The organism is Dictyobacter vulcani (assembly GCF_008974265.1).
GTDB classification, from domain to species: domain Bacteria; phylum Chloroflexota; class Ktedonobacteria; order Ktedonobacterales; family Ktedonobacteraceae; genus Dictyobacter; species Dictyobacter vulcani.
Genome location: NZ_BKZW01000001.1, coordinates 83,759 through 110,381, shown reverse-complemented (window position 1 = coordinate 110,381; position 26,623 = coordinate 83,759). Strand labels below are relative to the sequence as shown.

Genomic DNA, 26,623 nt, shown 5'->3' with positions numbered 1-26,623 from the left:
AGAAATAGAAGAGTAGGCCAACGTTACCTATGTGTACGTTGGCCTGTCGTTTCAGGATGTTAGAGAACAGAGAGATACTGGATACTAAAAAATTTGCGCGCATCTAGCCAGACCTGTTCAACCTTGAAGCCAGCGCTAGCTGCTAACTGCTCAAATTCTTCTAACGTATATTTGTATGAACTCTCAGTCCAAATGCTCTCATAATTGGCAAAATTGATTTGCTCCCCTGCTAAATGCACCTGCTGTTTAGCCAGGCTAACCAGGTGCATCTCGATACGTCCAGGACCTGGATTATAGAAGGCATAGTGCCCGAATTGATCCAGGACAAAGTCAGTGCCTAACTCGATATTGAGTCGCTCCAGCAGGTGCAGATTAAACTGCGCCGTAATGCCTTCCCGATCATTATAGGCCTGATGAAGACGAGCGAAATCCTTTTTGAGATCGACGCCAATCAACAACCCTCCGCCCTTTCCACACATCTGTGCGATTTTACTCAAGAAGCGTCGAGCTGGTTCGCGATCAAAGTTGCCAATAGTGGAACCAGGATAATAAGCGACCTTGCGATCACTTCCTCGTGTTGGCCTGGGTAATTTGAATGTACTGGTATAATCTGCACAAATAGGTAGAATCTCTATTTGTGGATACAATTGTTTCAGTTCTAATGAGGCCTGCAGCAAATGTTCTCGCGAGATGTCAATCGGCACATAGGCCACAGGATCCTTTAAATGCTCCAAGAGTTGTCGTGTTTTAATGCTGCGGCCACTACCATACTCGATGAGCATACAATCAGGTCCTAGCACTGAGGTGATATCCTGGATCTGATTTTGCATGATCTCTAACTCTGTACGAGTAAGATAATAATCATCAAGTTCTGTAATACGATCGAATAATTGCGAGCCAACCTCATCATAAAAGTATTTGCTCGGTAACTCTTTGTTGGGCTTCTGTAATCCTTGCAGGATTTCCATCCGAAACGTATTTTGTTTGGGCGTGAAATCATACCGCTCAAGTTGCGCTTGTATATTCTGTGCGATGTTACACCTCACGTGCTAAACGAATACCAGTAAATTGCCAGCGTGCATCTGGTGGAAAGAAGTTACGGTAGGTAGGTCGAATGTGCGTTACGGAAGTCGCGCATGAACCACCACGCAGGACAAACTGATTGCACATAAATTTGCCATTGTATTCCCCTAACGCCCCCGCAGCGGGCTTATAGCCCCGGTAAGGCAGATAAGCGCTCTGTGTCCATTCCCAGACATCACCGTACATTTGTGCTGGTTTTTCGGGTGTAGTGGATGCTGTCAGTGGAACAGGATGGAACTTCTTGTTTTCGACAAAGTTACCCTCTACTGGAAGTTGGCGCGCTGCCAGTTCCCATTCAGCCTCGGTAGCCAGCCGTGCATCAGCCCAGCGAGCATAAGCGTCGGCTTCATAATAACTTACATGACACACAGGCTCGGCCGGTTCAATAGGGCGCAGGCCACTTAATGTCATCGTCATCCAATTGCCATCGTGCATCTCCCAATAAAGTGGTGCCTGCCACTGTTCTGTCTGGACTGTACTCCAGCCGCTGGACAACCAGAGCAGTGGATTCTGATAGCCGCCATCCTTAATAAATTGTAGATATTCGCCATTTGTTATCAGGCGTGATCCTAACTGATAGGCATCTACAAACTCGCGGTGATAGGGTCCCTCATTATCATAAGAGAAACCATCCTGGTTATACCCGATCCAGGCTAACTTTTCAGGATAACTGATCCATCCGAGAGCGGGTAGTTGTTTTGCTGGTTGCATTGCCTGTTCCTGGTAGACTGGATGAAGTGGGTTACAGGAAAGTACATGCTTAATATCGGTAACCATTAACTCCTGATGTTGTTGCTCATGATGAATGCCCAACGTCAGAACTGGTGCCACCTTTTGCAATGTCTCCTCGTCACAGGTGGTTAAAAAACTACTAATAGATGTATCGACATACTGGCGATATCCATAAATCTCCTGCACCGTTGGCCTTGAAATCAAGCCCCGTTTAGGACGACAGTGACGCTCCCCGATGGAATTGTAGTACGAATTAAACAGAAAAGCATATTGTGGGTGGGGAGAGACATAATCAGGCAGATTAGGTTCCAACAAAAACGTCTCGAAAAACCAGGATGTATGAGCCAGATGCCAACGTGTCGGACTGACATCTGGCATCGATTGAATCACATAATCTTCAGTTACTAGAGGAGTACATAACTGTTCTGAGAAATGGCGCACTCGAGAATAGGTATCAAGTAGTGATTGCCGGAGTGCATATGGAGACAAGCCTGGATCATCTTGGATAGTTTTTACCACTTTACTTCTCCTTGAGTTGATCTCAATATCTCTGTGGATATCCAGGAAACAAGATGTACGCTAACAATTGATCGGTACGATATAACTTTGCGTGAGTTTGTCGTTCCTCTTTTCTTATATTGATTAAGAAACAGGTGGACAATGATTGGTTTTGTGGCTAATAGCTATCAATACCATTGTTCAGGTTTCTTAACCTAGACGTTTGTATTGTAACCTGTAAGCATTTTTTCCTCAAGCCCAACTAGAAGGAATAAGTAGAGATATTGTAAGTGAAGCAATTGTGAGGTAACTACTGTATGTTATATGCCAGACCTCTATGTATAAGGGTTGGCTACAGACAAGAAACCATTTATAGAGGTCTGGCATGAGTTGATAGCTAATCTTTTTTAGCGTATTGTACACAGTGTGTCGGCGAGTTTATCAATTTCAGCCCTGGTATTGTAGAAGCCAGTGGAAACACGTAAGGAATGATTAGCAGGGATACTACGAATAGCAATGTGTTGTTCCAGTAGCCGTTTGACAACCTCTGTTTCGTCGATACCTGTGATTGTGAATGTCAGAATGCCACTCTGGCCAGCTTTGGGCGTCAAGACGGTAAGTCCAGGTATCTCTTTAAGGCGCTTATAGGCATATATATTGAGTTCCGCAATTCTTTGGAAGAGCCAGTCATAACCAATAGTAGTCTCTAACCAGGCGAGTACTGCGCATTGACCAGCGATCGCCGCAGTCTGACGGCCACCTACTTCAAAGCGTTGAGCATGATCATGGATCTCCCAATTGTGAGTAGCACCAAATTTAGATGAATTATAGCCTACATAGGTTGGTTGAAGATAGCGTAATGATCCTTTACGTACATACAGCGCTCCAGTTCCATCGGACCACAGAGCCATTTTTGCATCGGGAGCGCATAGAAATCAACTCCAAGAGAGTGAACATCGATTGGAATATTACCGGCAGATTGAGCCCCGTCGATCAAGACTGGGATATTCAACTCCCGTCCCAGTGTACCGACAGCCTGAATATCTAAAATGGCTCCGGTAGTCCAGGTCACGTGTGAGAGGACAATCAAGCGGGTACGGGGCGTAATCAAAGCTTCGATTGCAGTGCGGGCAGAGTGGTCGGCATGCATGCCCAGATCAGCCTGATGGATAACTATGCCTGAGCGATCACGAATTTGATAGAGGGGTGCCAATGCACTGATATGTTCGTGATTTGTCGTAATGACCTCATCGCCTGCTTGCCAGTCCAGGCCATAACACACAATATTTAAACCTTCACCTGTATTGTCGGTAAGGGTAACTTCTTCTGGCAGGCAATGAAGCAGGCGAGCTACATGCTGACGAGCCTGTGTAGAAATCTGAGCAATACTCTCAAAACCAGCAGCCCCCAGACGTCCGTCTTGCCATTCTTTCTGGATACGTGCTGTAATAGCTTCTGGGACGCAGGCGGGCAAAGGGCCAAATGTGCCAGTATTAAGATAGATTTGAGCTGTCAGGGCGGGCATGGTGTTGCGGATCTCTTCAAGTTGAATAGTTGTAACCAAAATAGAAGCACTCCTCTAGCATAGATGCGGCTAACAACGCATAAAAAAGCGCATAGTGACCGCTTGTTTAAATAAAGGGCGTGTCTATAGTATATAGTATAGATGTGTAGCTTTGCACCTGCCTGGAAATAGATATATCTCTTGTCATTTGAGTCTATAAGGCAGTGTTAAATTAAGACATTACAGAGTTACTCGAATGCTAGACGTTATAAGAAGGATGTGAAGACAGATATGCGTATTCGTCATTTTCGCGCTGGAGATATTACCTCTATCGCTGCCATTCAGCAGGTTGCAGCTGAATTTGATCAGCGACCCACCCAAACAAAGGAAGAGTTCATGGACTGGTTTTTAGCGCCAGCCAACGATGTTTTAGCAAACGCGTTTGTGATGACTGATGATGATGATGAACTTTTAACCTGGGGGCAAGCTGGAACCTTAGAGGGTATCGAAGGCGAAATAGTTGCTTATACGCTGTTGCAGTACTCGCAAGATAGCGATGGGTATCATCTGCGCTGTCTTGGTGCGGTCCATCCTGAGCATCGGCATAGAGGGGCGGGACGCGCTTTATTGGTGGGTGCCTTAAATCGAGCGAGGGTGCTGGCATTAGACTTTGAGTTTGAAGCTGAAGCTGAAGGCATTCCTGTATATTTTGAAGTTTTATTACCTTTGGCCGATGCAGGTGCCTTGCAACTAGCAAATAAATTTGATTTGCAGGCAGTCAATCAATCAAATATTTATGGAATGCAACTGTACCGGGCAGTACTGTGGGAATAGAAAAAAACATTATAGATTATAGAATTGTAGTGCTTTATACATAAAGCCTCCGTCTGCTAGTTGGGGGAAAAGTACTAGCAGTTCGGAAGCTGACAGACTATTGTGCTTCTTCATCAGATAGATGACGGTGGGGCTGCAAGCAAAGTTTCCAGTGTCGAGCGACGGATACGGTATGCCTGGCGTATACCACTGTGAGGGAGTGAAATCGCCTCAAGCACACCACTTTTAATCCATCGACGGACAGTCGTGTCATCGACGCGTAGTTGTTTGGCAACCTCGCCGACCGTTAATAGATCCGCTTCCTCGTTTGCCACAAAATTCCTCTTTCTGGCCTGTTATTTTAGTCAGGCCGAATGAATAATTACTACGGTGTTGATACATTAAGGTAAAATAATATTGACGACAATATGTATTTTACCTATTTGACTATAATGACGATCCTACCCTTTTTTTGTAACATTCTTTTTGCAAATATTTACACTGTATTAATGGAGTAAGTGATAAACCGAACGTATCACTTGTATATGTAACTGACATGGAGTATCAATCGTTTAATTGAATTATCCACCGATCCTGGACATTGTCCGATTCGTTCTTTTGAAGCTTTTGTCACCAATATAATGTTTTAATTCTTTGTTGAGTACCGCCTGGCGAATAGCCTGGATGAGTGGTTCATTATCTGAGTGAGCACGCACAACAGCTCGGAGATCCGTCTCTTCGGTGCCAAAGAGGCAGGTGCGTAGCTGCCCATCCGCAGTAATACGAATACGATCACAAGTGGAGCAGAAGGGTTCACTTACAGGATTAATGAAACCGACTTCGCCTATACCATCACTAAATGTATAGCGGCGGGCAGTTTCTGAAGGATCCCCGCTAGTAATTTGTTGCAATGGACCATATTCTGTTTCGATGATTTCTTTAATCTCGGCTCCGGTAAGGATATCCTCTTTACGCCAGATTTGATCCGCATCCAGTGGCATAAATTCGATCCAGCGTACAACATAGGCTTTATTACGAGCCAGACGTGCAAAGGAGAGTACCTCTTCCTCAGTATAGCCGCGCATAGCTACCGCATTAATTTTAATTGGATGTATCGATGGGTATTTTTCGAGTTCTTCCAGGCCTTCCATCACATGGTTTAGTTGATCGCGGCGTGTTAAGCGAGCAAATTTCTCACGTAACAATGAATCCAGACTGACATTGATGCGTGTTAATCCTGCAGCAGCCAGAGCAGCAGCCTGTTGTTTGAGGAGAATGCCATTGGTTGTTAAACTCAAGCTGTGCAAACCTTCTATTTGACTCAGCTGTTCTACGAGTGCAGGCACATCTCTTCTCACCAGTGGCTCACCACCAGTTAAGCGAATCTGTTCTATGCCCATAGCAACAGAGACTTGAGCAATGCGTACGATCTCTTCATATGAAAGAATTTCATCTTTTTTCAGCCAGGGAAGCCCTCGGCAGGCATACAATAAGTGCAACGAAAATTACACTTATCGGTGATCGAGATTCGCATACTTTTAATTCGTCGTCCATAACTATCTACAAGTAATTCCATGTCAATGTCCCTCTATGAATAAGTCTAACAAACGTGCGGTTATATTATACTATAGCACGTTGAATCGACGTGGGTTTTATGTCTAATCTTATGACGTCGTAGGGGGCGAAGTTATTAAGCATGTGGCGCGTAGTAGTACTTACCAGTATCGTGGAGGTTAATTTTCTTTTGAAACTAATAATTAAGGAAAAGGGTCCCATGCTACATTGGTAGCCGGGACCCATAGATTTGCTAAGAGGATGAACTAGGCGTCGTAATACATTGAAAATTCGATTGGGGCAGGGCGCAGACGAACTTGATCAGCCTGTTCGCGTTTGAGATCGACATATTTTTCCAGGACATCGGAAGTAAACACATCACCTTCAAGCAGGAAGGCATGGTCATTCTCAAGAGCTTTTAACGACTCATCCAATGATCCAGGCACCGAACTGATCTCGCTCAGTTCTGCCTTTGACATGCTGTACAGATCTTTATCAACTGGCCCATAACCATACTGGCCAGGATCAATCTCGTTACGGATACCATCCAGACCCGCCATCAACAGGGCGGAGAAGAGCAGGTATGGATTAGCAGTTGGATCGGGAGGACGGAACTCCACGCGGGTCGCTTTCGGGCTCTCGGTCCTCGGGATACGGATGGCCGCGCTACGGTTACCCTGTGAGTAAACCAGATTGACTGGAGCCTCGAAGCCAGGAACCAGACGTTTGTAGCTATTGGTTGAAGAGGCCGCAATGGCCAGGATCGAAGGGGCATGTGTTAAGACGCCGCCGATATAGTAACGAGCCATTTCAGATAAGTTAGCATAGCCACCTTCTTCAAAGAAGAGTGGTTTGCCACCTTTCCAGAGGCTCTGATGGGTATGCATGCCGGAGCCATTATCACCATAAATTGGTTTTGGCATAAAGGTAACCGACTTGCCATACTTGCGAGCAGTGTTTTTAATTACATATTTGAAGAGCAAAAGCTTGTCAGCTGTATCAAGCAACGTACCAAATTTGTAGTCAATCTCACACTGTCCAGCCGCACCAACCTCATGGTGGTGAGCCTCAACCTGGATGCCCAGGGTTTCAAGATTGAGTACCATCTCTGAACGCAGGTCCTGATAGGTATCATTTGGAGCAACCGGGAAATAACCACCCTTAAGATTCATCAGATGGCCCATATTGCGGGCACCATCCCGACCTTTGCTATTCCAGTGGGCCTCATCCGAATCAACCTCAGCATACTGAATGTTATCGGAGGATGCGTAGCGTACATTGTCAAAGATGTAGAATTCTGCTTCGGGACCGAAGTAGGCGGTATCAGCAATACCTGTGCTGCGCAGGTATGCCTCTGCCTTTTTAGCAATGTAGCGTGGATCGCGGCTGTAAGGTTTCTGGCTACCGCTGGCACCTGGATGAGCAATGTCGCATGTCAGGCTCAGCGTAGGGATAGCGGTGAATGGATCCAGGAAGGCGGTATTTGCATCTGGAATCACCAACATATCACTTTCATTGATGGCCTGGAAACCACGGACACTGGAGCCATCAAATGGTAAGCCTTCTGAAAATAAGTCTTCTGACAATACATGCACGGGCACGCTAAAGTGTTGCCAGGTACCTGGTAAATCAGAAAATTTGAAGTCAATAATTTTGACTCCGTTTTCTTTAGCTAGCTTCAGGACTTCCTCTGGGGTCATCTGTCTTATTCTCCTCTTAACATGGTATCCCGGCATCATTGCAGGAATTAATGGCATGCATTGCCCGTATTGTCGTCAGCTTATACATACTCTGTTTTTTTATGCATCAATCATGGAGCCTGTTTAGCTACGCCAGACATATGATTTCCTTCTGGAGATTGGAGGCTTAGCAGGCAATTTCTCGTACACAATTGAATAGTCGAGTATGCAATAAGTTTAATCTCGTGTGTCCCACAAGATCATTTGTGCCTGCCTTTATAATATGACGATTATAGAGGAGTATACTACAGTCAGTTTATCCGAAACTTACAGGGCTGCTATTGTGCATAGTGCACAATTCGTGCTGCATATTGTCCCAATTTTTCTGCTGAGTTGAGGTTTTCACCTTGCTTCAAGGAATTGTATGAACACAATTCAATGTGCAGACTAAACATAGAAAAGCTTTTCAGTGGTCAGGAAGTGATCAAAAAAGTGACGGATGAGAGTGGTTTTTTGTCTAAAGCATGCCTTTACCATGGCTATAGCTGGTTAAATAGCTATACATAATCGCCAGAGCGTTTTTATAATCGTTTGCTTTTGTGCAAAGCATCTATGAGACCGATCGAGAACGTGTAAACTGTGCTAATTATACTGAATGAAGACATACAAAATAGGTGACCAGCAATAGACTACTGGTTACTATTAACACCTGGCTCGTTGTGGGTGGGCATATTCGTAGCGTTGGAAAGCAGTCACGTCATCGATCGTATCGATATCCAACGCTAATCCCAGGCTACTCTGAATGCTGCAACGTAAGTTAAGCCGTTCAGCCTCATGCTGATGACGATAGCGGCTATTGATGCCAAAAAGATAGGGAAGTGCCAGTGGGGGACGGGTGAGCAAGGCATTCGTGCCTGATCCATCCTGAGAAGAAGCAATCACGACATCATAAAACTTTGACGTATCAACGAGTTGCTGCACATCATGTACTTGCAGTAACGGTAGATCTGCCGAAATAGTCAATAGCGCCGTGGCCCCTTGTTGTAACTCATGTAGAGCAGCGGCAGTCAAGGCGGGATTATGTCCCGCCTGTGCCTCAACAAGGGGTTGTGCATTCCAACATTGAGCCTTTTGTAATACCCGTGGATCAGCACTGACAACCGAAATATGATCAAACATCTGACTTTCCTGGAGTGTCAATAAGACATGATAGAGCATGTCAAGCATCAAGTTAGCGCGCTGCTCAGGAGTCAGGTGTGCAGCGAGGCGGCTCTTTGCCTCCTTAAGCGATTTAACCGGAACGAGTGCTGTATATTTCACGAGTTTTTCCTATATATTGTATGTATATAAATAGGCCCACCATGATATCAATCTCTCAGGACAAACAAACTGATAAGGTATGAGATGTTCGATGGGCATTAAGAGTGACGCAGCACTGCTTAATATGGTAAGCCGGCCGCGCGCAAGACATGGCGCGCAAGTTCCGTCTTGGCCTGACTATCGCTCATAATAGTGTTTGTCACGGACGTTGGGATACCAAGATCCTCAATTGCCTCTGCTAAATGAGCATCTTGTTGATCAATCACCATGACATCCAAAAAGTCACGATAATGACGCGCCACACCAATGGCAGAAACGTCCATATGCAGGCCGCGCATCAACTTGTCAGCAGGTCCTTTGATAGGGGCACCACCAACGATCGGGCTAACTGCTACAATCATACCACTGGCCTCATGCAAGACATCGTGGATACCCGGCACAGATAAGATGCTCCCGATACTCACAATAGGATTGCTTGGGGCGAGCAAAATAGCGTCAGCATGTTTGAGCGCATCCAGCACCCCTGGTGCCGGGCGGGCCTCTTTGGCTCCAACAAAAACAACATCCTGCACTTCATCAGAACATCGGCGCTGAACCATGTATTCCTCAAAGTGAAAAAGTCCTGCTGGTGTCTGGATATGGGTCGCAATCGGCTGATCACTCATTGGCAAGATGCGCAGTTTCAGACCAAAGTGCTGACGTAACTCATCAGCGATCTCGCTGAGCGTTTTTCCCTCGCGTAGGCGGGCCGTGCGATGAATATGGGTAGCCAGATCGCGGTCGCCCAACGCAAACCAATCCTCATGACCATAGCTGGTTAGCTGTTGCATGGTATGAAAGGTATCGTTGCGGATACCCCACCCATTTTTTTCATCTACCAAGCCAGCTAAGGTATACATAACAATATCTGTATCTGGCGAGACATTCAGACCATAAAAGATGCGGTCATCGCCAGTATTGGTGATAACCGTAATTTCTTCTTCCGGTACCACCTGAACGAGTCCCTGCAAAAAGCGTGCAGCCCCAACACCACCAGCTAGAACAACAATCATATCTCTTTCCTCAATCGAAGCGAACAATTAACGTATCTAAAGGCAAGCGCGGACGCCTTTTAGGATCAGCGGCTGCATAGCCAACTGTGATCAATGCCTGTGGAATCAGACGTGTATCTAACGTCAGTGCCTCACAAGCAACTTCAGGACAAAACAACGGTGCACACATCCAGCCAGTATCCAATCCCAGATCATAGGCAGTCAAAAGCATATTCTGGATGGCCGCGCCAATACTTTGTACCGCCATCGTCTTCTCGTCGGCCTGTCGTTGTGCATCGGGATAGTGATCCAAATCTTCCAGGTAAAGGCAAGGAAGAATAATTGCGGGCGCCTGTAAAATGCGTTGTCGTGACTTCTCTAGTCGAATAGCCACGATCTCGCTGTCCTGCCCATCCATCTCCAGATTTTGTTGCCAGGTACTTCCCATGGCATTTGCCAGCTGTTCTTTTGGTTCTGGCTGCGTTAAAACCACGAAGCGCCAGGGTTGGCGGCCATGGGGAGATGGGGCCCAGCGAGCCGCCTCAAGCATCTGCAACAGCAGATCACGTGAAACTGGAGTGTTTTGATACTGGCGGACACTCCGGCGACTACGCATAAGGGTAGCGAGATCGGCACTACGGTGAAGTTCCGTAACTGGACGGTCTACGTGAGAGCCATGCAGGCTCTCATTGGTGTTGTTAATTTCTTTCATGAAAATACTATGGACCTTACCTGATTGAGATTAGCGGAACATATCCGTAGCGCTATCACGTGTTAATGTGTGTACAGTTCCGGCAGCTGGACTATAGTGATAGCCACGAATCAGCGCTACCGGTACCTGATCAACCTTACCCATGACCAGTTCAGCCGCAGCAGATAGTTCATCGGCAACCGCGATCATACTGGCGCGTAATTCATAGCCATAGGCATCGCGTTGTCCACGATAATCAACCATGGCTTCCATACCTGCGACACCAATAGCCATATTGACCTGTCCGTTGCGCCAGGCCCGCCCCCAGGTATCAGAGACGATCACTGCAATCTCGATTGGTCGCTCTTCATCATTCAACTGCTGTAAACGTGAACGAATCGTGCTGGCTGATACATCTGAATCGACAGGTAGCAGGGTGAGAAACTGGCCACCTTCCACATTGGATTCATCCACGCCCGCATTGGCACAAATGAAGCCATGATAGGTTTCACTGATGATGATGCCGCGATCCATACGTGCAATACGTTTCGTTTCGCGCAGCACAACCTCAACATGGCGTGCATCCTTTTCATAACGTTCCGCGAATGTTTTGGCGAACTCTGATGGCTCAACATCATCTAAATTTACAAGGCGCCCCTCAGCTTTAGAGATAATCTTTTGTGTGACTACCAGTACATCACCGGTTTGTAGTGTTAGCTGTTGTTGTTGTAGTGCCTCATAAATAAGTGTTCCCAGATCAGCATCTGGATCAATCTCGCCGATACCTGTGATAGGTATAATACGTAATTCTGTGCTCATAGCCCTCCTCGTGGAATTATTATATCCCTTCTGAAGAGATCCTGCCAAACATGAACAGGATCACTGCCTTGATCTGGAATGCGGATGGATTGTTGAAACCATAATGGCTAGCTTGGCGCTCTATAAATAGAGCAAATATTATTTATTTGCTCTGGTTGATGTACCTGATAGATATGCCAGCATAGTGGCGTATGAAAATTGTGAGGATACTATGTTTAAGACGTTAGGACAGTTACTCTTAGGTTCTATTTTTATTGTTGGTGGTGCTGGCACTTTTGCTGAACCCGGTGGGCGAGTAAAAATGGTAGAAGCGGCTGGTGTGCCCCAGGCGCGGCAAGCGACCATTCTTAATGGTGTAGTAATGACTGCAGCAGGTTCTACGCTGGCAGCAGGTATACTTCCCAAACTTTCAGCTACCGCTCTGTTAGGTTCATTGACAGCTACGACCGTCGTTGGGCATCCTTTCTGGAAAGAAGAGAATCCAGCCAGTCGTGCCAACCAGCAGATCCAATTTTTGAAAAACCTTTCCTTGATTGGTGGCCTGCTGTTGGTGTTGGCAGGTAAGAACGACTAACCCCTGGTGGTACAATACAGAAAAACCAATTGATGTATCGCTTGTCCGCTTAAAAAGCTTACAGAAAAATCGGACAAGCGAGCATTTTTTTTGAAAGGATATGTCAGATGAGCCAACGAGAAGAATCTCAGTTTATGCAGGAAAAACAAAACAAGGTCGCGATGGTGGTTGTTGCCCATCCAGATGATGCAGAATTCGATGGGGCGGGCACGGTGGCACTCTGGGTGCGTGAGGGTTGGGATGTGTACTATGTGATTTGTACCGATGCCAGTGGCGGTGGCCCTGATGCTGCAACTGATATCAGTCAGGAGGCACGCAGAAAGGTGAGCCAGACACGGATGGCGGAACAGCGCGATGCCGCGAAAATCCTGGGTGTAAAAGACGTAATCTTTTTGGGATATCCAGATGGACAATTGCAGCCCGGTATCGCATTACGCCGGGATATCGTGCGTCAATTGCGCACCTATCGACCTGCACGCGTTATCTGCCAGACACCTGAGCGCAGCTGGAGTCCTGAACTCATCATCCCACGTTACCATCCAGATCACCTGGCAGCAGGACAAGCTACGCTGGATGCTATTTATCCCGCCTCTCAAAATCCCTGGGATTTTCCTGAATTGTTAGAAGAAGGTTTCTCGCCCCACAAAGTCTCCGAGGTTTATATCACAGGCGCTCCAACAACCAATTATAGCTTTGATATTTCCGCCGTCATGGAGAACAAAATCGCTGCTTTAAAAGCTCATGTGAGCCAGGTGGGTGAAAGCTTTAGTGAGTTAGAAAATTTCCTGCGCCAGATCAATGCACAGATTGGTCAGAAATACGGCTATGAGTATGCCGAAGAATTCCATCGTGCTGAAAATCGCTAATAGATCAAAATAACCCGCAAAATCCGAGAATTGAAAAGCCTCAGGATTTTGCGGAAGCACTTGCATATTTCTCTCTAATTGTGGCATACTTATGACAAATAAGACCTTCGGGGCAGGGTGTAATTCCCTACCGGCGGTATGGAACAGCGATAAATGCTGGGCCGAGCCCGCGAGTCTCTCTTTGATTGCTTCTACATCAACGAGCGACAGATTCGGTGAGAAGCCGAAGCCGACGGTATAGTCCGGATGGGAGAAGGTTATAATGTGAGCCATTGGCGTCTGTTTTTAACAGACGGCGCGATGGTGCGTTTTTGTATATGCGCACATCTCCATTGGTTTAATCACATCTCCCTTATATGTCCCCCTGGGTTAGTTGAATTGACGTCGCTCTCTACTATTTTGTAGCCTATCGCGAGCGCACGCCAGTATTAGCTAGAACCAAGGGATCATTTTTTATGAGTGTTACAACTTCAGGAACCGATAGCGCACAGATACATGTGCGAAAAAATCGTTATGGTGGGTCCACGCAGGTTGCTGATGGACAAGGGCAGCCAGCGAAAAAGCGTTCAGCCTGGAAAACCTTGAATAAACTCTGGGCATTGCTACCTCCTTTTGCCCTGGGTGCTCTGCTCCTGCTGGCGTGGTATGCAGCCACCGCCACCGGACGGATTAATGCCTTTGTTCTTCCCGCCCCAGCCGCCGTATTTGCCAGTCTGGTTGATGGATTAACTACCGGCCTGTATTGGGAACATATTCTGATTACCGTGCAGGAAAGCCTGCTGGGCTTCTTACTGGGTGTTGTGGTGGCCTTGCCGCTTGGTTATGGAGTCGCTAAATCGCGTCTCTTGGCCAATATGTTGCAGCCATATCTTTCCGCTGGACAGGCTATTCCTGCCATCGTGCTGGCTCCATTCCTGTTCCTCTGGTTTAACATGGGTTTGTTGCCCGTCATGATCGTATGTATGCTGGTCGTGTTATTCCCCATGGTCATTAATACAGTGTTTGGCGTACAGACTATTGAGCGAGAGCTTTTAGATGCAGCGCGTCTGGAAGGTGCTGCTGGCCTCTCATTGCTAACACATATTGAGTTTCCACTGGCGCTCCCCTCAGTACTGGCTGCTATTCGGACCGGCTTGACTCTTTCGATCACTGGCGCACTGGTTGGTGAATTCTTTTGTAGTCCTGATAAGGGATTGGGGGCTCTGATCCTGATAGCATTGCACCAATACAACATGCCATTTATGTTTGCTACCGTCATTATTCTTGCTGTGTTAGCTGCGCTCTATTATAGTGCCACCTGGCTACTGGTGAGGCTGGCTGAAGCAGTATATTGATAGATGTGATTCGTGGTAGGGATGAGATTGCCCTGCCTTTTTGTTACCTTCTTTAGACGAATAGCGTACTATTCAATCGTGTGAGCGAAGTCGCCTGCCAGGCTGTGACATTTTTGTAATACTGATCAACCTGGCGGTGCTACGTTGTGGCGATTTTCGCGAGCCGCGCATGAGCGGCGTTCACGATTGCTTTTTAAGAGTATGTGCTATTGAAACTCAGTCGAGCGCTTCGGCCAGATGAGAGATAGATATCATTACACGAATTGAATGGAGTAATCACCTCGATGTCAGTAAATCGTCGTATAGCTGTGACTTTGAAATTCGTATCCCTGGCATTACTGTCAGGGATCTTTCTGGTAGCCTGTGGACAGGCGAACACTCCCTCTGATACTACCAATGCAGGTGGTGGTTCAAATAACGCACTTAAGAGCATCTCGATTGGCCTGGGATATAATCCCGATATTCAGTTTGCGCCATTTTATGTCGCCCAGAGTAAAGGCTATTATAAAGATGCAGGACTTAATGTGACCTTTAATCATGGTATTGTGACTGATTTAATTGGTACCATGGCTGCTGGAAAGAATAATTTTGTTTTTGCCAGTGGGGATGAACTGCTGGTGGCCCACGATAAAAATAAAAGTTTGCAGGCAGTAGATGTCTCAACAATCTTCCAGAAATATCCAGTAAGCATTATTGTACCAAAGGATTCTTCAATTAAGACGCTGGCTGATCTGAAAGGTCACACGATTGGTGAACCCGGGCCTTTTGGTGCCACCCATACTGGTCTTCTGGCTCTGCTACAGGCCGGTAAGCTGAGTTTATCGGATGTAAAGGTACAGTCCATTGGTTTTAACCAGGTTGCGGCTATGCTCTCACATAAAGTTGATGCTGTTGTGGGCTATTCCAACAATGAACCCTTGCAACTGGAGCGCAATGGCTTGAATGTACGCACCTTTGCTGTCTCCGACTATTTACCGCTGGTTTCTAACGGAATCATTACCACTCAAGATACCTATAAAAATCAAGCACAAACCGTCCATGCTTTTGTTAATGCAACGCTTAAAGGCCTGAAAGATGTGATTGCAGATCCACAGAAGGCGGTTGATATCAGTAAGAGTTATGTCCCTGGCATGAATACTGATCAGGCGCTGGCCGTGCTCAAATCTACCGTGCCTATCTATCAGGGGAATGGTAAGCCTGGCTATAATGATAAAGCAGCCTGGGAAGCGACCGAGAAATTTCTTGTGGCGCAGAAAATGATTGCTCCCCTGGATAATCTGTCGCAAATTTATACGAATAATTAACATCGCTCTAGCAGAATAATGTTACTGAATAGATAGCTTACACGCCAGCTAAAAAGAACTCCGTTCAATTGATAAGAGGTTGAACGGAGTTCTTTCTATCTGATACTTAATTTAAGCTGTATAGATTTCCAGGTTCTGAAAAGAGACATCTGAGCCGGGAGCGACGGTCAGGCCTATTTCACCACCGTTATCAGTTCCTCCAAAGCCACTATTCGCGTGACCCTGGTATTCACCATTGATATAATAAGTAAAGCTATTATTCTGGACAAGTATGTCTACTGTCGTAAGCCCACTAATTTCTGTGCCATGCAGGGCTACAGACGCTATTTGTGTTGGCGACCCATCTGCTTTATTGAAGTATGAGTACCAGGAATTATTATCAAACATAACATTGTAGCTGCTCTGGTCAGCTTTATGGTAATAAACGCCAAAAAGACTGCCTGGGGTATTTTGTTTGACCTCGACCTGGATATAGTAACTGTCTGGTAACGTCTGGCTGTTTGGCAATTGTGTCAGGAATGTACCCGCCAGGCCTTGACCAGAATTAGAGAGCCGTAACTGATCAGGACCACATGCAGCTGTAATATTAAGATTTTGCCATTTGCCACCTTTAGGATCACAACTTCCAGGATAGTTTGTACCATAGATCAACGTTCCATTACCAGGAGCTTTGGGAACTGGCAATGGATATTCTGGTTTGGTCGCGTTGATTATCGCAGGTGTTTGGGTGGCACCTGGAGTACCCTTGCTAATCGCTGTACTGGTTGCTATTGATCCTGTTTGTTGAGCTCCTTGCGTGTTTGGCGTGTGTGCTGATTGATTACTGAAAAAAATCAGAAGACCGCCAAGTACAACAAACAGGGCCAGGGCAGCGCCAGCTATTATCAGGTAGCGTGGCATTCTCAGACCGGTAGGCTGAGATCGATGCTGGTGATGTTCGGGATATACCTGCACCTGTGGTTCAGGTGTTGTTAATCTGCGTGGCCACTCATTGGGTTGTCCAGTGCTATATTCCTGGCGCCTGACTGGTTGTTCTCTGCTCGTTTGTTGTTGGGCAGGTGTATGCGCTTGCTTATCTAAAGGATGGGGTAAGGGAACTGCGAGAGGTTTCGGGCGCGGTTGATCAGCAACTGTGTCATCCATGGCGGTGATGACGGTAGGAAACGCCTGTAAGCGATTTTGTGTATGTTCAGAGAGATGAGGAGTAGCTTCTCGCGTTTTTTGATTGGGGCGAGAATTTTTATCTTCCTCCATCAACATAGTTGACATGGTTATTGGTGTACCACGATCCTTTTCTGTTGGCGGAACGGGTTTCACTGCCTCTACTGGCTGCTCTTTGTCTTCTGTCTTCTTCTCGGGAGGATTCTCAACAACTTGCTCCATTGTGAGAGGAAGAACTGGCGTGATATGTTCACCAAATGCCGATGGTGCCACACCAGGAAAGCGATCACCCAGCGCTTCAGCTACAGCCTGGCGTAAAGCTTGCGCGAAGTGGCCTGCACTGTCAAAGCGATCTGTGGGGGATTTTGCCATCGCCTTCATAACGACAGCTTCCACATTTTTTGGTACCTGGGGATTAAAGCGTGTGATAGGGGGAGCTTGTTCCAGAGTATGTTTGATAGCTACGGCTACTGGTGAGGTGCCGGTGAAAGGGACGCGTCCAGCCAGCATCTGATATAGTACGACACCTAAAGAATAGACATCAGTACGATAATCTATGGTGTCACCAGTACCTTGTTCGGGAGAAAGGTACTCAGGAGTGCCCACAATAGTACCAACGCTGGTAAGATGTCCATGGGTATTTTCTTGATCAGTGACATCTTTAAGCACCTTGGCCAGGCCAAAGTCCGCCAGCAGAATCCGACCATCCGCATGAAAGAGAATATTGCCAGGTTTGAGATCACGATGCACAATACTTTGAGCATGCGCACCATCCAGAGCGGCGGCAGCCTGCTCGATAATTGGGACAACTTCTTCCAGCGAAAGGATGCCACGTTTCTCCAGCACTTCGCGTAGGGTGCCCCCCGTGACATAAGGCATCACCAGGTAAGCCAGTTCTCCCTGTTCACCGTATTCATAGACTGGCATAATATTGATATGATCTAAAGCTGCAATAGCATCCGCTTCCCGACGAAAGCGAGCCAGGAATTCGTTGTGTGATCGTGGATCAAGAACGATGCCAGGTAAAAGCACTTTAACGGCTACGATCCGCCGTGGACGTGATTGTCGCGCCAGATACACTGCACCCATACCACCGCGTCCTAAGAGACGTTGGAGTGTACATGTTCCGAGCGCTTGTCCTAGTAACTCATTGCTATCAGTTACCACGCTCGTGTTTCCTCTCAATGAAATATATCAGGTTGGTAGTTTGCATAAGAAATATTTCTAATTAAGGATCATTCCTTTATATCCGACCCGATCCATTAGCAAGTCCATTTGTGGATCTCTCCCAATCTGGATCGGATAGTTACCAGTGATTTCCTTAACGGCTCCTCTATTTTTTCTGGTCCTAAAAATTGTTGTGCCATTTACACGGTATCACACCTGTCCCCGTGATGTAATCAAAGCAAAAAGATAGAGAAGGCGACATGTGTGCTTGTTCTTACTCATTATAATAGACGTTTAGTGAACGTCAACCATCGTATGGAGCATATAGGCGAAACATTCATGATACAGCTACATTGTATGAAATTTTTTTCAGAGCTCAAAGAGCCTGGCTAGCGGTGGAAAATGGTTTTTTCAGGTGGTTCTGTATGGATAATGACCGTATTAAGATTAGGATATAAGCGACGTAGAGAGCGCTTAATCTTCTCTGCATCAATATGGACCTGACTGAGAGGAGCGTGTGCATCAAAAATAGTATGTAGAACAAGATCTAATTCATGTGCCCCATTTGTACCATGACCCCCGGCTTCTACCATTTGTTTACTGGGACGATAGAGATGGATATCATGTGCACTGCCCACACCTGCAATACCATCAGCAATGCGGCACATGTGTGCGGCCATCTCTCCATAATGTTCCGTCACATCTTGATGCTGTACAATATTTTCGTCCGGCGCTTCCAGGTGTGTCGTCACGCGGTGCAAGCGTTTAATGCTTTGAAGAAGTGCCTGTTCCAGATGAGTGGCAACAGCATGTGCTTGTTCCAGATGCATATCAGCTTGTACTTCCAAATCAAAGTCAGCCTCTAGTTTGCCTGCTACTTCACGGACATGAATATGGTGGGCATGTACGCCATGAAGTTCAGCCAGGTAATGAATCTGGTCTGTGACTGTTTCTCTGGGAGATGCGACTGGCTCCACATGTACCACAACATCAATATCGCCTGTCTCTGAAAAGGTACGAGTTTCAGCAATGGTTTCGTGCTCAATCAGGTCGCTCAGATGATGAGTTTGATCAAATGTGAGTGTACGTGGAGCTGAAATAATCACATCAGCAAAGCACTTATTGCCCGCTCGTCGTACACGTACGCGGCGTACTTCTATCACATTTTCCAGAGTAGCGAGGCGTTGCTGAATTTGCGATACCAGCGCACCTGGAGAGCGGTCCAGCAACGCATCGATTGTCTCACGTGCTAATTTCAAACTGACCCAGATCACAATGCCCGAGACCCCAAATGCGGCGATTGCATCAGCCTGTGCCAACCAGGTTGGTAAATGGAGCAGATCAGTAAGATAAACTACCAGGAGACCAAAAATGACGACTGCGGAACTCCAGATATCAGTACTGAAATGCAGGGCGTCCGCCTCCAGTGCCTGACTTCCAAGTTTTTTTGCTACCCGTAATAGCACGCGGGAACGGGTAATGTCGACTGCAATCGAGATCAGCATAACCACAAAAGCCCAGATGTTTATCTCAACATGACCTTCATGATACAGCAGGCGTCGAGCCGCCTCAAAGCTTACCCAGGCTGCTGTCCCTAATAATAACAAGGCTTCAAGAAACGCTGAAAGATTCTCAACCTTTGCATGTCCATAATTATGACTGGCATCAGCAGGTCGATCAGCCACACGCACCGCGAAAAAAGTCAACAAAGCCGCTACCAGATCCAGGCCTGAATGGGCGGCTTCCGCCATGATACCCAGACTCCCTGTAAGAAGCGCGACCAGAATCTTTAAGCCAGTCAACCCGATGGCGGCTAATACAGATGAAAGAGCGGCCATTGTTTTTTCGCGTTGAGCATTTTTAGGAAGTGACATGTGTAGGGACTGTCTCCTCTATCAGAACTCTTTTTTCACCTTTTCCAGGGTGTTTCAAGCCTATACCGCCATTATTTTACTCGATGGAAAGAGTCAGTGCAAGAACAAATTACAGTGTAGCAGGATCTTCCAATCATATAGCAAAAATAACTATATGATTGTACCAGTACCATAAAAAATAATAATTGACAGAGGCGCATTCTGCTGCTATCCTTGACAGTAACAACTCTATAAACGAAGACTGACCCGTGTTGATCAAACCCAGTATGAGGTTGGGAGCCAACAGAGATCCGGCGTTTGGTGAGAGTTCGGAATGGTGTACCCCCTCAGAACCCCTTTGTGAGCGGCTGACCGAAGAAAGTCCTGAGCAAAAGATCAAAAAAAAGTGTCTCTTTTCTCTCGCCTTTTACTTTTTATAAGTAACGAGCAGAAAAAGGAAGACTACAAATGATGTATCAACTCAGAACAAGTAGGACAGATGGGTGGCTCCCAGGCAGCATAATAGCTAGAAAGAGCGGTCTTCCCACCTTCGCTACAATGTGGTACGAAGCCAGTCGCGGCTATAAAGCCAGCGCCTGGATAAACGTGGAAGACAATCTGGGTGGTACCACGGGAGCACTTATGGCTTTCGTCCCTTGCAGATAAGCATGTGGATGAAGGCTTTTTTTATTGTTATTGAGTTGAGAGGTGGACAGTAAAATGACGACCGTTTCTATTGTAAATGTAACAAGCTATACGGGTTCAGAATTGTTGCGTTTATTGGCGCAGCATCCCTATTTTGAGGTAACCTCAGTAACCGGGCGCAGCATGGTAGGCAAACGTCTGGAAGAGATATTTCCCTTTTTGCGTGCAGGCATACCGCTGCTGGAAGGAAAGCGTCCAGCCATAAACCCGAGCCTGATAATTACTGAGGAGCCAGCCCAGACCGATCTGTCCTTTGTCTGTCTACCTCATGCAGCGGCGGCCGAAGCCGTCGTCAAACTCTTACAGCGCGGCACCAAAGTTGTCGATCTATCCGCCGATTTCCGTTTACGAGACGTAGCAATCTATGAAGAATGGTACAAGCATGTCCATCCGGCGCCAGCCCTGTTAGAGACTGCCGTCTATGGATTGTGTGAAACGTATCGTGAACACATTCCCCAGACCAATCTGATCGCCAATCCGGGTTGTCATACCACAACCTCAATACTGGGTTTGAGTCCAGCCTTTGCTGCTGGCATCGTCAATCCTGATGTGATTATTGACTCTAAAACAGGTATCAGTGGCGGGGGACGCAATCCGAACCCAAATTATCATTTTCCAGAAGCTGACGAAGATCTCTCTGCGTATGGTCTATCCGGCCATCGCCATATGCCTGAAATAGCGCAAGAGTTAACGGCAGTCGCCGTACAAGGTGGTCATCCATTCGCAACCGATTTGCGTATTACGTTTGTCCCACATCTCATACCAATGACGCGTGGAATCCTGGCAACCTGTTATGCGGATCTCAAGTCAGACGAAAACGGTGCTCTGCCTACCACGGCCGAGGTGCGCACACTCTATGAAAACTATTATAAAAATGAACCATTTGTGCATGTGGTAGATCAATCGCCGCATACCAAATGGACGTATGGAAGTAATCATTGCTTTATTTATCCTATTGTTGATCAGCGAGCGAAACGCCTGATAGTTGTATCTTGCCTGGATAATCTCGTCAAAGGAGCTTCCGGGCAGGCAATCCAAAATGCCAATCTACTCTATGGATTGCCAGAAACAACAGGTTTGGCCGCCTTAGGTATACATCCATAAAGGATCTTACTCACCCAGAAGAATTGTTAAAAAACAAAAGATTAAGTGAATTCTTTGTAATCATCCATTCTGAGGAGTCTAACTCATGGCAATTTCATTTTCACGGACGCCAGAGGGCGATGTTATTAGCGATCATCACCTCATTGCCCAGGTGCTTGGGAAGCACTACCGTATATCGACTTTTTAAAAGGCAAGACTCTGGTAATTAAATTAGGTGGTAGCACACTGGAACATCAGCGTGCCGTTTTACAGGATATTATCTGGCTACGTGCGCTTGGCGCTTATCCTGTGTTGGTCCATGGTGGAGGTCCATACATCAATGAATGGCTGACCAAATTAAACTTGCCCACGCGTTTTATTGATGGTTTACGTGTTACAGATGCGGCTACTCTGGACGTCGTGCGCATGGTGTTATTAGGTCAGGTCAACCAGGGTCTGGTACTGATGGCTTCGCAAATGGGTGGAAAGGCTATTGGGCTTTGTGGTACTGACGGCAGTATGGTGCGAGCTCATATGGCTGATGAGCGCCTGGGATTTGTGGGTGAGGTAGACGCGATTGATCCGACGCCAGTGGAAGCCTTGCTAAAAGAAGGCTATATTCCAATGATTGCCCCATTAGGTGAAGGGCCAGACGGTACCTGTTTAAATATCAACGCAGACCTGGTGGCTGCTCATCTGGCCGGAGCCCTCAACGCTGAAAAACTCATCTTTTTAAGTAACGTTGCCGGTATCTGTCGTTCCGATGGCAGTTTGATCTCAGAATTACGAGAATCAGAGGCCAAGCAACTGATTGATGATGGAGTCATCAGTGGTGGTATGATTCCAAAGGTAACGGCTTGCCTGGACGCTCTCGTTGCCGTACCTCGCGTGCATATCGTTGATGGGCGTGACTCCCATGTGCTGTTACGCGAACTATTCACTGATAAAGGCGCTGGCACCATGATCATCCGCTAAACCTGTTGTACAAACAAAAAGGGGACAGTCACAGATGACATGTGAACTGCCCCCTTTTTGTTTGTATATTGTAGAGAAGATGCATCGCTGAAAGCAGCGATTGAATGGTACACTATCTCTAGAGCAACCAGTTATGTGCTGTACATCAACAGGCTAAACTGTTGATTGCTCTAAACACACAGCTCTGTACGAGCGATTGAAAGGAACATTTTGAGCAACGTCGTTGTCTTTGATCTAGATGGAGTGATCACAAGTGAAGAGGCATACTGGATTACAGCAGGCCTGGTCCTCCACGAAATTGCCTATAGTCAAAAATACTGGAATTTGCAGGCTGCTGACACCTATGTGCCGCCAGCCAATGCCGAAGAGTGTGATGTTTTTGGTCATGAAGTGCTTCCCAAATCAATCATGCTCGGTTTCAAGGCCCATGCTATCAATTCTAACTGGGACACCTGTTATGCTGCTGTTTGTCTCTGCCTGGTAGATTTACTAGCAAAGTTACCTGATCGTTCTGGTCTACTTCCTTTACAACCCTGGAATCCAGACTGGATGGCCACGTTTCGGGCAGCGCTGGCGCGCTACGATGGCTCCAAAGTGATTGACCAGACCTCCTATCGTCTGTTAGAGGAGCCACGTTTCCAGCACTATGTAAGCTTTGAGCTCTTCGAGCGGCTGAACCAGTACGCCAGTGAGTTGCTGGGAGCGCCAGTTGAAGATGTTTTTGCGCGCTATAGTCCTTTCTGGATACAGTGTCAGGAATTATTTCAAGAAATATACCTGGGCGATCAGCTCTATTTGCAGGAACACGGACATGTTCCTGAGCAGACGGGACGCTATGGTTGTATCTACCTGGAAAAACCAATATTGCCTGCCGAGACTCTACGTGCTACCTTGCAAAGTTTGCGGGAACAGGACTATATTCTGGGTATCGCAACGGGGCGTCCTGGAAAAGAAGCTATTGTTCCTCTACAGAATTATGGGTTGCTGGAATACTTTGATCCGGCCCATATTATGACGCATACTGAGGTCGCGCAGGCTGAAGAGAAGTTGTTAGAGCAGGGCGATACGACCTCTCTGGTCAAGCCGCATCCCTATCAATTTCTGGCGGCGGCCGATCCACAGCATCAACCGCACCAGCCAGCCCTGGCACGTGGCAGTTTTATTGTGGTTGGTGATACCACCAGTGATGTACGTGGTGGTCAGGCCGCAGGGGCGTTAGTGGTGGCCGTTCTTACCGGAGCTTTAACTGAAGAAGCTCGCAGTATGTTAGAGGAAAGCCAGCCCGATTTCATGGTGCCTGATGTAACCAGAGTTCCAGAGCTGCTACAACGGCTGGACGATCTGGCAACTATTCAACGCATGCAGTTTCTGGAACGTGCGAAAGCCGAAGCCTTATTGCAACGCTGGTTTGCCCTCCATATGGATCTGGTAGTGGATGAAGTACGCTTGACGCCCAAAGCTGTCTCGCTCAACTCGTTCAATGGTATTTATCGTCTCGGAAACGAAGAATACTTTTTTAAAACGCATGTTGAAGAGCAAGGCATCCTAGAAGAATATTATCATGCTGAATTGCTGCATAACGCAGGCTATACTATTGTCCGACCATTACGTACCGTCCATCAAAAAGGCCAACAGATGGTCATTTATCCAGTTATTACTGCTCCCGTAATGTTTGATCTGATGCGAGCCGTTGAGACGGGTGATACGTCACAGGCAACGGTAGAATCGCTTGCTGTAGCCGAGCAGCGTGAGTGTGAGCGATTATTAAAAATATATCGGGAAACGCTAACTTCAAGCAGTGCTGAAGAGCATGCAAAGGCTCCGATTCACCAGCTATTCTGGCATCGCCTGACAGGCGGCCGTCTGGATAGTTTTTATCAGGACAAGTGGTTTCCTTTTCCTGGACAGGCGGGACCTGACCAGGGTGCACAAGGTCTTTCATTTAATGATCTCTTGCATTCTCAATGGACTATTAATGGTGAAGCAGTAGGTGAGTATGGGCAAACGCTGGGCGTATTGATCGAGCGTGCTCAGGAAGTGTTGCAGCCAGTCCGGGAAGTTCTGACAGTGATTGGTCATGGTGACGCCCATTTTGGAAATGTATTTTTAGAGCAGCAGACAAACTATCAATACTTTGATCCAGCCTTTGCGGGACGTCATACGCCTTTATTGGATATTGTCAAGCCGTTCTTTCATAACGTCTTTGCCACCTGGATGTATTTTCCGCAGGAGGTGGAGAAAGAACTGCAGATCTCTGTACACGTGCAGGGCTCACGCATCATGATTGAGCACAACTACACCCTGACACCAGTACGTCGTGCAATTCTGGACGCCAAACGCACCCGTCTGATACCCGCTGTGATTGAGCTGTTGCGCGAACGAGAAGCCTTGCCTGAGAACTGGGAAGAGATAATACGTCTGGCCTTATTGTGTTGCCCACTGTTGACCGTTAACCTGCTTGATGACACAAAGCGCTCGTCCGCCATCTGCTGGCTGGGACTCTCACAGGCGATGCAGATGGGTAATCTCTCAATCCTGGAGGGGGAAATAAAATGATTGCCATTATTGATTATGGTGCAGGGAATATTCATAGTATTGAGAAAGCTCTCGAACATGTGGGGGCACAGGTGCAGGTAACAGATGATCCTCATGTTGTGGCACAAGCGCAGGCCGTCGTTTTACCAGGCGTAGGCTCAGGTGGATCCGCCATGGCGCGTATGACGACACAGAGGCTCGATAATGCTATTCGTGAGGCCACCTTTCAGGGCAAGCCATTTCTAGGCATTTGCCTGGGTATGCAACTGCTGGCAGATCATCACGCGGAAGGTGAAGTTGCCGGTTTAGGTCTGTTCCGAGGAACGGTACGGCGCATTCCGCATGGTCCCAAGATTCCGCACATGGGTTGGAACCAGATACAATCCTTGCAGCCCGATCAACCGATTTTTGTGGATATTCCGGCTGATGCATACTTTTACTTTGCGCATTCATACTATGTTGAGCCGCAAGACCAGAACGGAGTTGCCGCTGTTACCGATTACGGGTCTCCTTATTGTAGTGTGATCGCCACCGACCAGGTCTGGGGAACCCAATTCCATCCTGAAAAGAGTGGGGATGTGGGCATGCAACTACTGAAAAATTTTGTGAAGTGGATGAAGCAATGATTATATTACCTGCCATTGATATCAAAGATGGTCGCTGTGTGCGCCTGTTCCAGGGTGATTACGCACAAATAACAACGTATGATACTGATCCTGTGCAGGTTGCCTTGCGCTGGCAAGAAGCAGGCGCTTCCTGGATCCATCTGGTTGATCTGGATGGGGCAAAAGAAGGTTATCCCGTCAACGCTGAACTGATCAAGCGAATTCGAGCGGCCACAACCCTCCACATTGAGCTTGGCGGGGGGATGCGTACACTGAAGCATATTGAACAGTTACTGGAACTGGGCGTTGATCGCGTAATCCTGGGCACGATTGCCATTACCAATCGCCAACTCTTGCAGCAGGCTTTAGAGCGTTGGGGAGAGCGCATTGTGGTAGGATTGGATGCCCGTGAAGGACTGGTTGCCATTGCAGGTTGGTTGGAAACTTCACAAGTGAAAGCCGTAGATCTGGCACGTGAGCTCAGTGAACTGGGCGTTAAACGCTTCATCTATACTGATATTTCTCGTGATGGAGCCCTCACAGGTCCTAATCTAGGGGCCTTAACCGAGATGCAACAGGCTGTCAGCAGCGCATTGATTGCCTCGGGTGGCGTTAGTTCTCTGGCTGATCTACAAGCACTGGCCAGTAGTGGTGTTGAAGGGACTATTGTTGGTAAAGCTATTTATACTGGAGCAGTAGATCTGGCTGCCGCTATTCGCGAAATTGAAAGGTAACAA

The 26,623-nt window shown here is 47.1% G+C and carries 21 protein-coding genes, 1 pseudogene and 1 riboswitch; of the genes and pseudogenes, 10 read left to right on the top strand and 12 right to left on the bottom strand.

Features of this window, described 5'->3' with window-relative positions; all coding sequences use genetic code 11:
* Positions 1 to 59: 59 nt before the first annotated feature.
* The 3 genes and pseudogenes from egtD to KDW_RS35635 all read right to left on the bottom strand — a co-directional run bounded on the left by egtD (position 60) and on the right by KDW_RS35635 (position 3,838).
* On the bottom strand, positions 60 to 1,046 hold the full coding sequence (gene egtD, locus KDW_RS00465) for an L-histidine N(alpha)-methyltransferase (RefSeq protein ID WP_233097566.1): 987 nt from the start codon (positions 1,044 to 1,046) through the stop codon (positions 60 to 62).
* Positions 1,036 to 2,334 (bottom strand): ergothioneine biosynthesis protein EgtB, encoded by a 1,299-nt coding sequence (gene egtB, locus KDW_RS00460; RefSeq protein WP_198925131.1) that lies wholly within the window; start codon positions 2,332 to 2,334, stop codon positions 1,036 to 1,038. The genes egtD and egtB overlap by 11 nt, the downstream gene beginning before the upstream one ends.
* Positions 2,335 to 2,720: 386 nt before the next feature.
* Positions 2,721 to 3,838: pseudogene (locus KDW_RS35635) on the bottom strand (aminotransferase class V-fold PLP-dependent enzyme).
* A gap of 270 nt (positions 3,839 to 4,108) precedes the next feature.
* Between KDW_RS35635 and KDW_RS00445 the strand changes: the two are divergent.
* On the top strand, positions 4,109 to 4,651 hold the full coding sequence (locus KDW_RS00445) for a GNAT family N-acetyltransferase (RefSeq protein WP_151754145.1): 543 nt from the start codon (positions 4,109 to 4,111) through the stop codon (positions 4,649 to 4,651).
* Positions 4,652 to 4,764: 113 nt separating this feature from the next.
* Here the strand turns inward: KDW_RS00445 and KDW_RS00440 are convergent, their stop codons facing one another.
* From KDW_RS00440 to cofE, 7 genes are all read right to left on the bottom strand, one after another.
* Positions 4,765 to 4,965: a helix-turn-helix domain-containing protein gene (locus tag KDW_RS00440; protein ID WP_151754144.1), complete on the bottom strand. Its 201-nt coding sequence runs from the start codon at positions 4,963 to 4,965 to the stop codon at positions 4,765 to 4,767.
* Between the two features lie 246 nt (positions 4,966 to 5,211).
* The gene (gene moaA / locus KDW_RS00435; RefSeq protein ID WP_198925130.1) at positions 5,212 to 6,129 is read right to left on the bottom strand and encodes a GTP 3',8-cyclase MoaA; all 918 of its coding nucleotides are present in this window, start codon (positions 6,127 to 6,129) and stop codon (positions 5,212 to 5,214) included.
* Positions 6,130 to 6,450: 321 nt separating this feature from the next.
* Positions 6,451 to 7,884 carry a type I glutamate--ammonia ligase gene (glnA, locus tag KDW_RS00430; RefSeq protein ID WP_151754143.1) on the bottom strand — a complete coding sequence of 478 codons (1,434 nt, stop codon included), beginning with the start codon at positions 7,882 to 7,884 and terminating at the stop codon, positions 6,451 to 6,453.
* A 681-nt stretch (positions 7,885 to 8,565) separates the two neighbouring features.
* On the bottom strand, positions 8,566 to 9,183 hold the full coding sequence (gene cofC, locus KDW_RS00425; RefSeq protein WP_151754142.1) for a 2-phospho-L-lactate guanylyltransferase: 618 nt from the start codon (positions 9,181 to 9,183) through the stop codon (positions 8,566 to 8,568).
* A gap of 119 nt (positions 9,184 to 9,302) precedes the next feature.
* Positions 9,303 to 10,235 carry a 2-phospho-L-lactate transferase gene (cofD, locus tag KDW_RS00420; protein WP_151754141.1) on the bottom strand — a complete coding sequence of 311 codons (933 nt, stop codon included), beginning with the start codon at positions 10,233 to 10,235 and terminating at the stop codon, positions 9,303 to 9,305.
* A gap of 10 nt (positions 10,236 to 10,245) precedes the next feature.
* Positions 10,246 to 10,830, bottom strand: a complete 585-nt coding sequence (locus KDW_RS00415) for a nitroreductase family protein (protein WP_371876239.1) — start codon at positions 10,828 to 10,830, stop codon at positions 10,246 to 10,248.
* A 126-nt stretch (positions 10,831 to 10,956) separates the two neighbouring features.
* On the bottom strand, positions 10,957 to 11,724 hold the full coding sequence (gene cofE / locus KDW_RS00410) for a coenzyme F420-0:L-glutamate ligase (RefSeq protein ID WP_151754139.1): 768 nt from the start codon (positions 11,722 to 11,724) through the stop codon (positions 10,957 to 10,959).
* A gap of 211 nt (positions 11,725 to 11,935) precedes the next feature.
* Between cofE and KDW_RS00405 the strand changes: the two genes are divergently transcribed.
* The 4 genes from KDW_RS00405 to KDW_RS00390 all read left to right on the top strand — a co-directional run bounded on the left by KDW_RS00405 (position 11,936) and on the right by KDW_RS00390 (position 15,802).
* Positions 11,936 to 12,298, top strand: a complete 363-nt coding sequence (locus tag KDW_RS00405; RefSeq protein ID WP_151754138.1) for a DoxX family protein — start codon at positions 11,936 to 11,938, stop codon at positions 12,296 to 12,298.
* A 107-nt stretch (positions 12,299 to 12,405) separates the two neighbouring features.
* Positions 12,406 to 13,164: a PIG-L deacetylase family protein gene (locus KDW_RS00400; RefSeq protein WP_233097565.1), complete on the top strand. Its 759-nt coding sequence runs from the start codon at positions 12,406 to 12,408 to the stop codon at positions 13,162 to 13,164.
* Between the two features lie 99 nt (positions 13,165 to 13,263).
* A riboswitch (FMN riboswitch) is annotated at positions 13,264 to 13,426 on the top strand.
* 193 nt (positions 13,427 to 13,619) lie between these two features.
* Entirely contained in the window at positions 13,620 to 14,498 is an 879-nt protein-coding gene (locus tag KDW_RS00395; RefSeq protein ID WP_151754137.1) for an ABC transporter permease, read from the top strand.
* Between the two features lie 284 nt (positions 14,499 to 14,782).
* Positions 14,783 to 15,802: an ABC transporter substrate-binding protein gene (locus KDW_RS00390; RefSeq protein ID WP_151754136.1), complete on the top strand. Its 1,020-nt coding sequence runs from the start codon at positions 14,783 to 14,785 to the stop codon at positions 15,800 to 15,802.
* A gap of 111 nt (positions 15,803 to 15,913) precedes the next feature.
* On the opposite strand, the gene KDW_RS00385 is transcribed toward KDW_RS00390, so the two are convergent.
* Entirely contained in the window at positions 15,914 to 18,130 is a 2,217-nt protein-coding gene (locus KDW_RS00385; RefSeq protein WP_151754135.1) for a serine/threonine protein kinase, read from the bottom strand.
* A gap of 389 nt (positions 18,131 to 18,519) precedes the next feature.
* Complete coding sequence (locus tag KDW_RS00380) at positions 18,520 to 20,004, bottom strand: cation-efflux pump (RefSeq protein WP_151754134.1); 1,485 nt, start codon at positions 20,002 to 20,004, stop codon at positions 18,520 to 18,522.
* Between the two features lie 699 nt (positions 20,005 to 20,703).
* Here KDW_RS00380 and argC point away from each other — a divergent pair.
* The 5 genes from argC to hisA all read left to right on the top strand — a co-directional run bounded on the left by argC (position 20,704) and on the right by hisA (position 26,620).
* Positions 20,704 to 21,792 (top strand): N-acetyl-gamma-glutamyl-phosphate reductase, encoded by a 1,089-nt coding sequence (gene argC, locus KDW_RS00375; RefSeq protein ID WP_151754133.1) that lies wholly within the window; start codon positions 20,704 to 20,706, stop codon positions 21,790 to 21,792.
* Between the two features lie 174 nt (positions 21,793 to 21,966).
* Positions 21,967 to 22,746 (top strand): acetylglutamate kinase, encoded by a 780-nt coding sequence (argB, locus tag KDW_RS00370; protein WP_151754132.1) that lies wholly within the window; start codon positions 21,967 to 21,969, stop codon positions 22,744 to 22,746.
* Positions 22,747 to 22,956: 210 nt separating this feature from the next.
* Positions 22,957 to 25,302 (top strand): HAD family hydrolase, encoded by a 2,346-nt coding sequence (locus KDW_RS00365; protein ID WP_151754131.1) that lies wholly within the window; start codon positions 22,957 to 22,959, stop codon positions 25,300 to 25,302.
* Complete coding sequence (gene hisH, locus KDW_RS00360) at positions 25,299 to 25,907, top strand: imidazole glycerol phosphate synthase subunit HisH (protein WP_151754130.1); 609 nt, start codon at positions 25,299 to 25,301, stop codon at positions 25,905 to 25,907. The genes KDW_RS00365 and hisH overlap by 4 nt, the downstream gene beginning before the upstream one ends.
* Positions 25,904 to 26,620 (top strand): 1-(5-phosphoribosyl)-5-[(5-phosphoribosylamino)methylideneamino]imidazole-4-carboxamide isomerase, encoded by a 717-nt coding sequence (hisA, locus tag KDW_RS00355; protein ID WP_151754129.1) that lies wholly within the window; start codon positions 25,904 to 25,906, stop codon positions 26,618 to 26,620. The genes hisH and hisA overlap by 4 nt, the downstream gene beginning before the upstream one ends.
* Positions 26,621 to 26,623 lie beyond the last annotated feature (3 nt).

Bases quoted from the DNA above. Each gene is read 5' to 3' on its own strand.
- KDW_RS00395 (WP_151754137.1), top strand. From the start codon at position 13,620: ATGAGTGTTACAACTTCAGGAACCGATAGCGCACAGATACATGTGCGA.
- hisA (WP_151754129.1), top strand. From the start codon at position 25,904: ATGATTATATTACCTGCCATTGATATCAAAGATGGTCGCTGTGTGCGC.
- hisH (WP_151754130.1), top strand. From the start codon at position 25,299: ATGATTGCCATTATTGATTATGGTGCAGGGAATATTCATAGTATTGAG.
- KDW_RS00400 (WP_233097565.1), top strand. From the start codon at position 12,406: ATGAGCCAACGAGAAGAATCTCAGTTTATGCAGGAAAAACAAAACAAG.
- argC (WP_151754133.1), top strand. From the start codon at position 20,704: ATGACGACCGTTTCTATTGTAAATGTAACAAGCTATACGGGTTCAGAA.
- cofE (WP_151754139.1), bottom strand. From the start codon at position 11,724: ATGAGCACAGAATTACGTATTATACCTATCACAGGTATCGGCGAGATT.
- cofD (WP_151754141.1), bottom strand. From the start codon at position 10,235: ATGATTGTTGTTCTAGCTGGTGGTGTTGGGGCTGCACGCTTTTTGCAG.
- KDW_RS00415 (WP_371876239.1), bottom strand. From the start codon at position 10,830: ATGCGTAGTCGCCGGAGTGTCCGCCAGTATCAAAACACTCCAGTTTCA.
- KDW_RS00405 (WP_151754138.1), top strand. From the start codon at position 11,936: ATGTTTAAGACGTTAGGACAGTTACTCTTAGGTTCTATTTTTATTGTT.
- KDW_RS00380 (WP_151754134.1), bottom strand. From the start codon at position 20,004: ATGTCACTTCCTAAAAATGCTCAACGCGAAAAAACAATGGCCGCTCTT.
- KDW_RS00445 (WP_151754145.1), top strand. From the start codon at position 4,109: ATGCGTATTCGTCATTTTCGCGCTGGAGATATTACCTCTATCGCTGCC.
- glnA (WP_151754143.1), bottom strand. From the start codon at position 7,884: ATGACCCCAGAGGAAGTCCTGAAGCTAGCTAAAGAAAACGGAGTCAAA.
- KDW_RS00390 (WP_151754136.1), top strand. From the start codon at position 14,783: ATGTCAGTAAATCGTCGTATAGCTGTGACTTTGAAATTCGTATCCCTG.